General features: G+C 71.6%; 12 protein-coding genes. 9 read left to right on the plus strand and 3 right to left on the minus strand.

Annotated features, from left to right (window positions below; genetic code table 11):
* Window positions 1-35 precede the first annotated feature (35 nt).
* Both C3488_RS15145 and C3488_RS15150 read left to right on the plus strand, forming a co-directional pair.
* Entirely contained in the window at window positions 36-1094 is a 1059-nt protein-coding gene (locus tag C3488_RS15145; protein ID WP_103839935.1) for an adenosine deaminase, read from the plus strand.
* 71 nt (window positions 1095-1165) lie between these two features.
* Window positions 1166-1873 (plus strand): glycerophosphodiester phosphodiesterase, encoded by a 708-nt coding sequence (locus C3488_RS15150; RefSeq protein WP_103839936.1) that lies wholly within the window; start codon window positions 1166-1168, stop codon window positions 1871-1873.
* Here C3488_RS15150 and C3488_RS15155 read toward each other — a convergent pair.
* A complete protein-coding gene (locus tag C3488_RS15155; protein ID WP_103839937.1) occupies window positions 1855-3507 on the minus strand; it encodes an RNA polymerase sigma factor in 1653 nt (550 codons plus the stop codon). The genes C3488_RS15150 and C3488_RS15155 overlap by 19 nt on opposite strands.
* A gap of 422 nt (window positions 3508-3929) precedes the next feature.
* Between C3488_RS15155 and C3488_RS15160 the strand changes: the two genes are divergently transcribed.
* Complete coding sequence (locus tag C3488_RS15160; protein WP_103839980.1) at window positions 3930-5084, plus strand: serine hydrolase; 1155 nt, start codon at window positions 3930-3932, stop codon at window positions 5082-5084.
* A gap of 145 nt (window positions 5085-5229) precedes the next feature.
* Here the strand turns inward: C3488_RS15160 and C3488_RS15165 are convergent, their stop codons facing one another.
* Window positions 5230-6669, minus strand: a complete 1440-nt coding sequence (locus C3488_RS15165; protein ID WP_103839938.1) for a gamma-aminobutyraldehyde dehydrogenase — start codon at window positions 6667-6669, stop codon at window positions 5230-5232.
* Between the two features lie 165 nt (window positions 6670-6834).
* Here C3488_RS15165 and C3488_RS15170 point away from each other — a divergent pair, with 165 nt between their 5' ends.
* The 6 genes from C3488_RS15170 to C3488_RS15195 all read left to right on the plus strand — a co-directional run bounded on the left by C3488_RS15170 (window position 6835) and on the right by C3488_RS15195 (window position 12311).
* On the plus strand, window positions 6835-7350 hold the full coding sequence (locus C3488_RS15170) for an Lrp/AsnC family transcriptional regulator (RefSeq protein ID WP_103839939.1): 516 nt from the start codon (window positions 6835-6837) through the stop codon (window positions 7348-7350).
* 19 nt (window positions 7351-7369) lie between these two features.
* Window positions 7370-8734 carry an aspartate aminotransferase family protein gene (locus C3488_RS15175; RefSeq protein ID WP_103839940.1) on the plus strand — a complete coding sequence of 455 codons (1365 nt, stop codon included), beginning with the start codon at window positions 7370-7372 and terminating at the stop codon, window positions 8732-8734.
* Between the two features lie 218 nt (window positions 8735-8952).
* Window positions 8953-9690 carry an ABC transporter ATP-binding protein gene (locus C3488_RS15180; protein ID WP_103839981.1) on the plus strand — a complete coding sequence of 246 codons (738 nt, stop codon included), beginning with the start codon at window positions 8953-8955 and terminating at the stop codon, window positions 9688-9690.
* Complete coding sequence (locus C3488_RS15185; RefSeq protein WP_103839941.1) at window positions 9672-10886, plus strand: hypothetical protein; 1215 nt, start codon at window positions 9672-9674, stop codon at window positions 10884-10886. The genes C3488_RS15180 and C3488_RS15185 overlap by 19 nt, the downstream gene beginning before the upstream one ends.
* Window positions 10887-10990: 104 nt before the next feature.
* Entirely contained in the window at window positions 10991-11398 is a 408-nt protein-coding gene (locus C3488_RS15190; RefSeq protein WP_103839942.1) for a VOC family protein, read from the plus strand.
* Window positions 11399-11624: 226 nt separating this feature from the next.
* A complete protein-coding gene (locus C3488_RS15195) occupies window positions 11625-12311 on the plus strand; it encodes an LAETG motif-containing sortase-dependent surface protein (RefSeq protein ID WP_103839943.1) in 687 nt (228 codons plus the stop codon).
* A gap of 68 nt (window positions 12312-12379) precedes the next feature.
* On the opposite strand, the gene C3488_RS15200 is transcribed toward C3488_RS15195, so the two are convergent.
* Complete coding sequence (locus tag C3488_RS15200; protein WP_103839982.1) at window positions 12380-12820, minus strand: GNAT family N-acetyltransferase; 441 nt, start codon at window positions 12818-12820, stop codon at window positions 12380-12382.
* Window positions 12821-12827: the final 7 nt, after the last annotated feature.

Below are 12827 nucleotides of genomic sequence, written 5' to 3' on the forward strand. Positions count from 1 at the left end.
TCCCGGCGCCGGGACGCCGTTCCCGGGGAGGAACCTTGACCGACCACCGCGACGCTCCCGCCGTGAGCGACCTGCACGCCTTCATCGCCGGACTGCCCAAGGCCGAACTGCACGTCCACCACGTCGGCTCCGCCTCCCCCCGCATCGTCTCGGAACTGGCCGCCCGCCACCCCGACTCCAAGGTGCCCACCGACCCCGAGGCTCTGGCCGACTACTTCACGTTCACCGACTTCGCCCACTTCATCGAGGTGTACCTGTCGGTCGTCGACCTGATCCGGACCCCCGAGGACGTCCGCCTGCTGACGTACGAGGTCGCCCGCGACATGGCCCGCCAGCAGGTCCGCTACGCGGAGCTGACCATCACCCCGTACTCGTCCACCCGCCGCGGCATCGACGAGCGCGCGTTCATGGACGCCATCGAGGACGCCCGCAAGGCCGCGGAGGCCGAGTTCGGGACCGTGCTGCGCTGGTGCTTCGACATCCCGGGCGAGGCCGGGCTCGTCTCGGCCGAGGAGACGGTCCGGCTCGCCACCGACGACCGGCTGCGTCCCGTGGGGCTCGTCTCGTTCGGGCTCGGCGGTCCCGAGGTCGGCGTACCGCGGCCGCAGTTCAAGCCCTACTTCGACCGCGCCATAGCGGCCGGCCTGCGCTCCGTTCCGCACGCGGGCGAGACGACCGGGCCGGAGACGGTCTGGGACGCGCTGAACGAGCTGCGGGCCGAGCGCATCGGGCACGGCACCAGTTCCGCCCGCGACCCGAAGCTGCTGGCCCACCTCGCCGAGCACCGCATCCCACTGGAGGTGTGCCCGACCTCCAACATCGCCACGCGCGCGGTCCGCTCGTTCGACGAGCACCCCATCAAGGAGTTCATGCGCGCCGGGGTCCTCGTCACCGTCAACTCCGACGACCCGCCGATGTTCGGCACCGACCTCAACAGCGAGTACGCGGTCGCCGCGCGGCTCCTCGACCTCGACGAGCGGGGGCTGGCCGCTCTCGCCAGGAACGCGGTCGAGGCGTCGTTCCTCGACGACGCCGGCAAGGCGGCACTGTCGGCCGAGATCGACGCGTACACCACCGCCTGGCTGGCGCCCTGACGCCCCGCGCATCGCCCGGCCATCGCCCCCGGCGGGCCACTGCGCGGCTGACCACCGTCACAATGAGCCCCATGCGTACCGTGACCGCCGTGGCCCATCGCGGCGACCCCTACCACCACCGTGAGAACACGATCGACTCGCTGCGTTCCGCGCTCCGGCGTGGCGCGGACGCGGTGGAGATCGACGTACGGCTCACCCGGGACGGTGTGCCCGTGCTGCTGCACGACGGGACGCTGAAGCGTCTGTGGGAGCAGGACCGCCCGCTCGCGGCGCTCTCCTCGGACGAGGTGCGGGGCCTGACGGCGGGCGGCGTGCCCACGCTGACGGACGCGCTCGCGGCGACCGACGGCAGCCGGGTGATGATCGACCTGCCGGGCGGCCCCTCGTTCCGCGCGGTACGCCGGATCGTCGACATCGTCCGGGACTGCGGGGCCGCCGAGCGCGTGTACTACTGCGCGGGCGCCGAGACCATGCTGGCGGTGCGCGCCGCCGACCCCGCGGCGGAGATCGCCCTGACCTGGACGACCCTCGCCCCGCCGCGGCCCGCGCTGCTCGACGCGGTGCGCCCGCGCTGGCTCAACTACCGCTTCGGCCTGGTCGACCAGGACCTGGCGGCCCGGGTGCACCGGGGCGGTCATCTGCTGTCCGTGTGGACGCCGGACACCCGCCGCTCCATGCGGCGCCTGCTCGAGGCGGGCGTGGACTCCATCACCACCAACCGCATCGACGCGCTGTGCGCGCTGCAGGGACCGGTGGGCGACTACACGCGGGAACGCTGAGGGACGGTCGCCGGATCGGCCGGGGTTGCTCGGGTGACGTACTGCGGAACCGGCGCGGTGTCCTTGCCGTTGTCGCGGACCATGCCGTAGCGGATCGCGCCCTGGGCGGGGCCCGTCCGGATGTCCTTGTTCACCGCGTCCCAGCTCGACGGGAAGACGGTGACGCCGTAGTCGCAGCCGTGCTCGTTGAGGGTGAGGGTGACGGAACCGTCGAGGTAGAAGTACTCGTTCTGCCACATCTGCTGGGTGCCGGCCGGCAGGACGGCGTACCCGATGGCAGGTCCGCCCATGCCGGTGGCGTAGCCGCCGGGGCTGCCGACGAGAGGGTCGTCCATCCGGCGGCCGCCGCCGGACGCCACGTGGAACAGCTTTCCCTTCAGGCCGGTCCAGGCCGGCATGACCAGGTTGCCCGGCCGGTTCTTCGGCGCGATGTACCAGCGCACCAGGACGTAGCCCTGGCCCGTGAGGGTGACGCTCTCCCCGCGGTGCTGCATGACGGTCCTCGGGCCGCCGCTGCTGGTGATCCCGGACTCGGGGCGGTGCGGCAGCGGCCCCGGCGGGACGTTCGCGGCGGGGGCGTTGTCGACAGCGTCGACGACCGTGCCGTACAGGTCCGCCGTCTTCGACGGTGTGGGGCTGGCCGTGGACGGGGAGGGCGCAACGCTCGGCGGGGTGTGCGTGGGCGGGCGGGCCGTGCTCGCCGCCGTGGGCGTGATCTCCGGGGCGGGCGGCGCCTGGGGTGGCCGGGTCACGACGTACGCGCCGCCCGCGACGATCGTCACGCCCGCCGTGACGACGACGGCGGGCTTGGCGAGCGCGCCGAGCACCTTGGCGGACCAGCCGACGGAGACGGCCGCCGCGGACGTCTTGCCGCCCAGCGCCAGCGACAGGGCGAAGCCGGCCGGGACGGGGACGAGCGCGATCCCGGCGAGCAGCCGTTCGGCGGGCACGACGGCCCTCTCGGCCCCGGCGCAGACCGGGCAGTCGCGGATGTGCCGCGCCAGCCGTTTGCGCCACAGGGAGCGGGGCCGGCCGTCCCAGCGGGCGGTGACGGAGGCCAGCTCGGGGCAGGCACCCTCCAGCGCCCGGACGATGCCGCGGGCCGCCTCCAGGCGCGCCTTCATCCGCTGCACCCGGACGGCGGCGTGCTGGCGGCTGATGCCGACGGCGGCGGCCAGCTCCCGGCGGGTGAGCTCGCCCGCGACCTCCAGCCACCACAGCGACAGCAGCTGCCGGTCCTCGTCGTCGAGCCAGCGCACCGCCTCCGCGACCTCGCGCCGCTGGCCCTCCAACTGCAGCCGCAACACCGTGAGTTCGGCGAAGTCGGCGGCCCGGTCCCCGGCGTCCCCGGCCAGCGGCTCGGACGTCCGGCGGCGCGCGCGGTCCCGTATCTGCCGCATGGCGATGGCCACCAGCCAGGAGCGGAAGCTGTCCGGATCGCGCAGGGCGCCGAGGTTGCCGACCGCACGCAGCATCGTCTCCTGCACGACGTCGTCGACGTCGGCATGGCCGTTGAGCGCGCGGCCGACGATGTTGTAGACGAGCGGTAGCCAGCCCGCGACCAGCTCGTCCAGCGCGTGCCGGTCACCGGCCTGCGCCGCCGCGATGGTGGAACGCCACTGCCGGGTGTCCACGTGCGTCCTCTCCCTGGTCGTCGTACCGCCCTGCGGACGTACAGTCTCAGCCACGGCCGGGATCCACGGGGCGGGCGGTCCACGACGGCTCGCGGCGGAAGGCCGGACATCCGTCGATACCGGGACGGATCCTCCGTCGTGGCCGGCTGTGGGGGCGGGTGCGGTCGGGGTGCCCGTGCCTCACGCGGTTCGCTCCTGGGCGTCGGGATCTGGGGGCGCTGAGGGAGACGGAGGGGCGGGGGCCGGGATAACAGTTTTTCGGCGCGACCCGGAACACACGCCTCCGCGGCTCGACCGGCTCCGTTCCCCTAGGGGCGACCCTCGGTCCCATGCCGGGGCCGCGCCCTACTCCGAGGGGATCCCCCGACACCGGAACGGCCCGCAGGATGATCACCGACATCCCGTCGATCAGGGAGCATCCCATGCAGTTACGTCCGGCCGCCGTCGCGCTCGCCACCGCCCTCACCCTGAGCCTGACCGCCCTCCCCCTGGCCCAGGTCGCCTCCGCGCACTCCGCGGCTCCGTCGTCCGCGGCACGGATGACCCCGGCGTCCGCGACGGGGGGACCCGACACCGAGGCCCTGCGCGCCGCGATCGCCGGGCTGCCCGACCATGACGCCACCGCCGCGCTCATCCGCGTGGGGGGCCAGGGAAGTTGGCGCGGCGTCGCGGGGGTGCGCGACGTCCGGACGGGGGCGCCGGCGTTGGCCAACGCCCGTTTCCGGGCCGGTTCGGTGACCAAGGTGGTGACCGCGGCGATCGTGCTGCAGCTCGCCGCCGAGGGGCGGATCAGCCTGGACGGCACCGTGCAGCAGTATCTGCCGGGGCTGCTGACCAAGGACTTCGGGCCCGTCACCGTACGGCAGTTGCTCAACTACACGAGCGGACTGCGGCCGGGGGCGTCCCTCGGGGAGACGGTCGAGGAGGGATACGCGCACCGCTTCGAGACGCTGACGCCACGTCAGGTCGTGGCGGCCTCGGTCGCCAAGGGCCCGGGGTTCGCGCCCGGCACGCGGCAGGACTACGCCAACATCCACTACACCGTCCTCGGCATGCTGATCGAGAGGATCACCGGTGACTCGTACGCGCACCAGGCGGCCGTACGGATCTTCCGGCCGCTCGGCATGCGGGACACCTCGTTCCCGAAGGGGTCCGATCCGCGTATCCACGGTCCGCACAACCGCGGATACGACTGGATCGACGGCAGGCTGGTCGACGTGACCGACTGGAACATGTCCGACCGGTGGGCGGCCGGTGACATGATCTCGACGACCGCGGACCTGGAACGGCTGCTGGTGGCGCTGTTCCGCGGCCGGGTCGTGCCCGGGCCGCAGCTGGAGGAGATGTTCACGCTCCCCGACGTGCCGGGGGCGCGGTACGGGGCGGCGCTGGAGCGGCTGGAGCTGAACGGCAGGGTGATCTGGGGCAAGACGGGCTCCCGCCCGGGCTATGCCACGGTGATCGCCGCCACCCGCGACCTGTCCCGGACCCTCGTGTACTCCGTCGACGCCACCGACGCGAAGGGCGACGGCGCGGCCGTCGCGCAGCGGTTCGGGTTCCCCGCGTTCAACCGCTGACATCCGGCTCGCGCCCGGGGCCGGGCGACGGGCCGCCGGCCACTGCCCGCACCCCGGGCACACCGCGGCCCCGGGCGGAACGACTCCCGCCCGGGGCCGCGTTGCTCGCGCCGGCCCCGCAGGGCTACGCGTCGAGCCGCGTCGGCTACGCGTCGAGCGACGTCATCACGTGCTTGATGCGCGTGTAGTCGTCGAAGCCGTACGCCGACAGGTCCTTGCCGTAGCCGGACTTCTTGAAGCCGCCGTGCGGCATCTCCGCGACCAGCGGGATGTGCGTGTTGATCCACACACAGCCGAAGTCGAGAGCCTTGGACATGCGCATCGCGCGGGCGTGGTCCTTGGTCCACACCGAGGAGGCGAGGGCGTAGTCGACGCCGTTCGCGTACTGGACGGCCTGATCCTCGTCGGAGAACGACTGCACGGTGATGACCGGGCCGAAGACCTCGTTCTGGATGATCTCGTCGTCCTGCTTGAGGCCCGAGACGACCGTCGGGGCGTAGAAGTAGCCCTTGTCGCCGACCGGGTGGCCGCCGGCCTCGACCTTGGCGTGTGCGGGCAGGCGCTCGATGAAGCCGGAGACCTGCTTCAGCTGGTTGGGGTTGTTCAGCGGGCCGAAGAGCACGTCCTCGTCGTCCGGCTGTCCCGTCTTCGTCTCGGAGGCGGCTTTGGCGAGCGCGGCCACGAACTCGTCGTGGATCGACTCGTGGACGAGGACGCGCGTGGCGGCCGTGCAGTCCTGGCCGGCGTTGAAGAAGCCCGCCACCGAGATGTCCTCGACGGCCTTCGCGATGTCGGTGTCCTCGAAGACGACGACCGGCGCCTTGCCGCCCAGCTCCAGGTGGACGCGCTTGAGGTCCTTGGACGCGGACTCGGCGACCGACATGCCGGCGCGGACGGAACCGGTGATGGAGGCCATCGCCGGGGTCGGGTGCTCCACCATCATGCGGCCGGTCTCGCGGTCGCCGCAGATGACGTTGAAGACGCCCTTGGGCAGGATCGAGCCGATGATGTCGGCGATCAGGACCGTGGACGCAGGGGTGGTGTCCGACGGCTTCAGCACGACCGTGTTGCCCGCCGCGATCGCCGGGGCGAACTTCCACACGGCCATCATCATCGGGTAGTTCCACGGCGCGACCTGAGCGCAGACGCCGACCGGCTCGCGGCGGATGATCGAGGTCATCCCCTCCATGTACTCGCCGGCCGAGCGCCCCTCGAGCATCCGGGCCGCGCCCGCGAAGAAGCGGATCTGGTCGATCATCGGCGGGATCTCCTCCGACCGGGTCAGCCCGATCGGCTTGCCCGTGTTCTCGACCTCGGCCGCGATCAGTTCCTCGGCGCGCTCCTCGAACGCGTCAGCGATCTTCAGCAGGGCCTTCTGGCGTTCCGCGGGCGTGGTGTCGCGCCAGCCGGGGAAGGCCGCCGCGGCGGCCGCCATCGCGGCGTCGACGTCCGCCTGCCCGGACAGCGGGGCGGTCGCGTACGCCTCACCGGTCGCGGGGTTGACCACCTGGGTGGTCCGTCCGTCGGCGGCGTCACGGTATTCGCCGTCGATGTAGTTGCGCAGACGACGCAGCTCGGTGCTCACTGCGGGCCCTCCAAGTTCGGGTGTCCAATCGCTGAGACACCCACCCTAGTCCGAAGGTCGACGTTTTCAACACCCTCGATTGCGCCAGTACTGCGAAATCCGCAGAGTTGAATCACAGAAACAACGAATTTCATCGATCCCGCCTTGCGGAACTGTCGATACGTCGTGCACAGTGAGGTCGTGGCCAGTCGAAGCGCAGACCAGAGGGACTCCCGCGAGTCCAAGAACGGCACACCCCAGCTGGACGCCGTCTCCCTCGCCATCATCGAACAGCTCCAGGAGGACGGCCGTCGGCCGTACGCCGCGATCGGCAAGGCCGTCGGCCTGTCCGAGGCGGCGGTGCGCCAGCGCGTCCAGAAGCTGCTCGACCAGGGCGTGATGCAGATCGTCGCCGTCACGGACCCGCTCACCGTGGGGTTCCGCCGGCAGGCGATGGTCGGGGTGAACGTCGAGGGCGACGTGGAGTCCGCGGCGGACGCGCTGGCCGCGATGGACGAATGCGAGTACGTCGTGATGACCGCGGGCTCCTTCGACCTCCTGGTGGAGATCGTCTGCGAGGACGACGACCACCTGCTGGAAGTCATCAACAAACGCATCCGGGCCGTCCCCGGAGTGCGCTCCACCGAGAGCTTCGTCTACCTCAAGCTGAAGAAGCAGACCTACATGTGGGGAACCCGATAACCGTGAGGACCCGATAGCCGTGAGTACCAAGGACCTCAGCAAGACCGCGTACGACCACCTGTGGATGCACTTCACCCGCATGTCCTCGTACGAGAACGCGCCCGTCCCCACGATCGTCCGGGGCGAGGGCGCCTACATCTACGACGACAAGGGCAAGCGCTACCTCGACGGTCTCGCCGGTCTCTTCGTGGTCCAGGCGGGCCACGGACGCACGGAGCTGGCGGAGACGGCGTTCAAGCAGGCGCAGGAACTGGCGTTCTTCCCGGTGTGGTCCTACGCCCACCCCAAGGCCGTCGAGCTCGCGGAGCGGCTCGCCGACTACGCCCCGGGCGACCTGAACAAGGTCTTCTTCACCACGGGCGGCGGCGAGGCGGTGGAGACCGCCTGGAAGCTCGCCAAGCAGTACTTCAAGCTGGTCGGCAAGCCCACCAAGCATAAGGTCATATCCCGTGCGGTCGCCTACCACGGAACCCCGCAGGGCGCCCTGTCCATCACCGGCCTGCCGGGCCTGAAGGCGCCGTTCGAGCCCCTGGTGCCGGGCGCGCACAAGGTCCCCAACACGAACATCTACCGGGCCCCGATCTTCGGCGACGACCCGGAGGCCTTCGGCCGCTGGGCCGCCGACCAGATCGAGCAGCAGATCCTCTTCGAGGGCCCCGACACGGTCGCCGCGGTCTTCCTGGAGCCGGTGCAGAACGCCGGCGGCTGCTTCCCGCCGCCGCCCGGATACTTCCAGCGGGTGCGCGAGATCTGCGACCAGTACGACGTGCTGCTGGTCTCGGACGAGGTCATCTGCGCCTTCGGCCGCCTCGGCACGATGTTCGCGTGCGACAAGTTCGGCTACGTCCCGGACATGATCACCTGCGCCAAGGGCATGACCTCGGGCTACTCCCCGATCGGCGCGTGCATCGTCTCCGACCGCCTCGCCGAGCCCTTCTACAAGGGCGACAACACCTTCCTGCACGGCTACACCTTCGGCGGCCACCCGGTCTCCGCCGCGGTGGGCCTGGCCAACCTCGACCTGTTCGAACGCGAGGGCCTGAACCAGCACGTGCTGGACAACGAGAGCGCGTTCCTCTCCACCCTGCAGAAGCTGCACGACCTGCCGATCGTCGGTGACGTCCGCGGCAACGGCTTCTTCTACGGCATCGAGCTCGTCAAGGACAAGGCGACCAAGGAGTCCTTCGACGAGGAGGAGACCGAGCGCGTCCTGTACGGCTTCCTGTCCAAGGCGCTGTTCGACAACGGCCTGTACTGCCGCGCCGACGACCGCGGCGACCCGGTCGTCCAGCTCGCCCCGCCGCTGATCTCGAACCAGGAGACCTTCGACGAGATCGAGCAGATCCTGCGCGCCACCCTCACGGAGGCATGGACGAAGCTGTGACCCGTCGGTGCGGGGTTCGTCCTCCCGGATGACCGGCAGCGGCCCCGGGCCACCCGTTCGAGTGAGAAACGGGGGTCCGGGGCCGTTCGCTGTCCGGGCTCACGGGTGCCGCCTGCTTAGCGTGCGAGGTGACCGATCGCCCTTGCCATCGTTCGCCCGAACGGGTCCCCCGGACGGGGATCGGCACGGGAAAACGGATCAGAACCGAGGTGTACGCGATGGTGGCCCCGCCGGACAACGACGTGCTCTGGGCACGCGCCCTGCACTTCCAGCACAACGGCTCACCCGCGCTGCGCGGGGTCTCCCTGGGGGTGCGCGAGGGTGAGATCCTGGCCGTCACCGGCCCGCGCGGCAGCGGCAAGACGACCCTGCTGCAGTGTCTGGCGGGGCTGCTCCCCGCCCAGCGGGGCGAGGTCTGGTTCAACAGCACGCCCGTGCACACCATGGGCCCCCTCACCCGCGAGAAGCTGCGGCGCGACCGGTTCGGCTGGATCGATCCGGTGCCGATGCTGGTCCCCGAACTGAACGCCTGGGAGAACGCGGCGCTGCCGCTCCTGCTGCGCGGCACGAGCCGCCGCCGCGCCAAGACCGCCGCACTGGAGTGGCTGGAACGCCTCGACGTCGGCGACAGCGCCCGCAGGCGCCCCCATGAGCTGACCCAGGCGCATCGGCAGCGGATCGCCGTCGCCCGGGCCCTCGCCACCTGCCCGACCGTGCTCTTCGCGGACGAGCCCACCGCCTCCCTGCACCGTGCCGACGGCGCCCAGGTGCTGCGCACGCTCAGCACGGCGGCCCGCTCGCACGGCATCACCGTCGTCATCGCCACCCACCCGGCCCAGACAGCCGGTCTGGCCGACCGGACGGTGTCCCTGCTGGACGGGCGGCGCGTGAACACCGTCCACCTGCCGCCGGTTTCCGAGACGGAAGGCCGTCAGACGTGCTCGCTCTCCGCCTAGCCCGCGGGGCGCGCCCCCTGATCCAGCTGCGCCGGCTCCTGGTCGTCGCGGCCTCGGCCGGCACGGGCTTCCTGCTGCTGTTCACGCTGGGGTACGCGCTGGGGCACCCGGAGGCGGCGGACGGCTCGACGCTGCGGCTGGCCTGGTGCCTGGCGCCGATCGCGGCCACCGTGTACCTCGCGGTCGCCGTCGCCCGCACCGACCCGGGCACCCGTCCACGGTCCGGTCTGGCGGCGATCGGCCTCGGCCCGGCCCGGCTGATGGCCCTTTCGGCGGCCACCACGGCCTTCACGACCTCGCTCGGCTCGCTGCTGGCGCTGCTGGGCTTCCTGCACCTGCGCGGCGACCCGACCGGCATGCCGTTCGACGGTGCGGCGGCGGACCTCCTCGCCGCCGACCAGCCTCTGCCCGTCCCCGCGGCGCTCACGCTGCTGGCCCTGGTGCCGTTCACGGCGTCCGTGGCGTCCGCTGTGGCGCTGCGCCCGCGGGGCGAACGGCCACTGCACGGCGGCGGCGCGGACGCCGACGCCGACGACTCGCCCGAGGTGCCGGCCGAGAGTCCGGCACCGGAGCCTCCCGGCGCCCCGCAGCCCGCCCCCGGCGGACTTCCCTGGGGGGTGGCCGCGCTCGCCGCGGGCTTCGCCGTCGAGGCGCACGCGAGCCGGCCGGGCCCGGCACCGAGTGCTCCACTGCCCGGCGGCCTCACGGGCGGGCCCGTGGCGGTGCTCGCGGGCTGGGCGCTGACCGCGCTGGGACTCGCGCTGGCCGGGCCCGCGCTGACGCATCTGTGCGGGTGGCTGCTGCAGGCGGTGCGCCCGGGTGCCGTGCGGCTGCTGGCCGGGCGCGGCCTGCAGGAGGAGGCGCGGCGGATCGGCCGGCCGCTCGGGGTGGTGTGTGCGGTGGCGTCGGGCTTCTACGCCATGGCGGCGCTGTACGCCGACACGCGTCCGTCGCCGGGACCGCTGACGACGCTGGGCGCGGCGGTGGTCGGGGGCTGCGCGGTCGCGGCACTGGCGACGGCCGCGGTCGAGGCGAGGCAGGCGCGTACCGACACGGTCGCCGCGCTGGTGCGGCTCGGCGCCCCGGCCACCGTGCTGCGCACCGCGGCACTGCTGCGCGCGGGCGCTCTGGCGGTGGTGTTCACGCCGCTGACCTGGGTCGTCGCGGAGCTGGCGGCGATGCCGCTGACGAGCTGAGGACTTCCCGGAAGGTTTTTTAGCGACCGGCGATGAGTTTCGCGTCGGCCCGCGGTCCATCTCTGCGTACGGCTCATCCGCCACATCGTAAAGAGAGGCCGCCCATGTACCAGCAGATGATCTTCGTGAACCTGCCCGTCGCCGACGTCGAGACGTCGAAGAAGTTCTTCACGGAGCTGGGCTACACGATCAACCCGCAGTTCACGACGGACGACTGTGCCTGCGTCGTGATCAGCGACACCATCATCGCGATGATGCTGAGCCACCAGCACTACGCCAACTTCACCAAGAAGGAGATCGCGGACGCCACCAGCACCAGCGAGGTGCTGCTGTGCCTGAGTGCCGAAAGCCGCGAGAAGGTCGACGAGTTGGTCGACCGGGCGGTCGCCGCGGGTGGCACGGTGTCCGGCGAGGCGCAGGACTACGGCCACATGTACGGCCGTGCCTTCGACGACCCGGACGGCCACACCTGGGAGGTCATGTGGATGGACCCGGCGGCGGTGCAGGGCTGAGCACGCGCAGGTGAACGGGGGCGCCACCGCGGAGAGTTGAGAACGGTCCTTCGGATTTCAAACGCCTGGGCGGTTAATGGGCAGGCAAAGACGACCGTCATGCCGGACATCGGCGTTGACAGCACTTAGCTGACGCTTATAAACCTGTGAGCCTCTCGGGGATGTTGTGATTGCAGCGCAACATCCCCTGAACCCCCCGCAGTTGCGCATCCCGTGAAGGGCAATCGTGTCCATATCCTCCCGCACCGCTCGAACGGTGCGCATCCTCGGCGTCGCCTCGGCCTCCGCCGCGCTCGCGCTCGGCGTCGCCGGCAACGCGCTCGCCTGCAACATCCGTGACTTCTCGGCCGTCGCCTCCTGCGACAACGGGAAGGGCAGCATCACCGTCACCGACAAGGACGCCTCCCGCAAGGAGGCGACCGTCAGCGTCTACCTGGAAGAGAACGGCGCGGACGCGAAGAAGGTCGGTGAGAAGACGGTCACCGGCTCCAAGGACGGCGCGATCGTCACGTTCTCCGAGGACTGGGCGGCGAACGCCAAGTACCGCGTCCACATCGACGTGGACGGCATCCTCAACCAGGATCTCGACATCCTGACCGCCCCGTCGAAGGCCTGCGCCACCTCGGAGACGACCCCGCCGGCCTCCGAGTCCACCCCGCCGGCCTCGGCCACCCCGACCCCGTCGGCCACCCCGTCCCCGTCCGCCACGCCGTCGCAGGCGGAGAGCACGGCCCCCGCCACGGCCGGGGACAACTCCCCCTCGCCCGCGGCGGGCAGCTCCAACCTCGCCGAGACCGGCGCCAGCTCCAACACGCCCGTGATCGCCGGTATCGCCGGCGGCCTGGTCGTCATCGGTGGCGGCGCGGTGTTCTTCGGCATGCGCCGCCGCGGCAGCGCGTCGAAGAGCAACTGACGCCTCCGCGTCCGTACGAACCGACGGCCTGCCCCTTCACCGGGGCGGGCCGTCGTGCGTTCCGCACATCAGGCCGGCTTGCGAACCATGAACACGTCCACCGCGTCCTCGCTCTCCACTGTGAAACCGTGCCGCTCGTAGAGCCGTCGGGCGGGACTGCCCTGCAGCACGTTCAACCGGACGAGGACACCGCGGCGGTCACACCGCTCCAGCAGTTCGCGCAGCACGCCCGAACCGACACCGCCGCCCTGAAGACGCGGAGCCAGGTAGAAGTGCTCCAGCCAGTGGGCGTCCTCGGCCGGTCGCAGCGCCACGCAGCCGGCGAACGCGCCATCCACCGCGATCACCCATGTGTGGGCCGGGTCGAATCCGTCCCGCAGCCGCTGCCGCACCCGCTGCTCGTCGTACCGCCCGAGCCGTTCCAGATCCGCCCGCAGCACTACGGCACGCAACTCGGCCACTGCCTCGACATCCGACACCGACGCCGGGCGAATACCCCAGTCCGCCATGATCGCC

The organism is Streptomyces sp. Ru72 (assembly GCF_002920635.1).
Classification (GTDB): Bacteria; Actinomycetota; Actinomycetes; order Streptomycetales; family Streptomycetaceae; genus Streptomyces.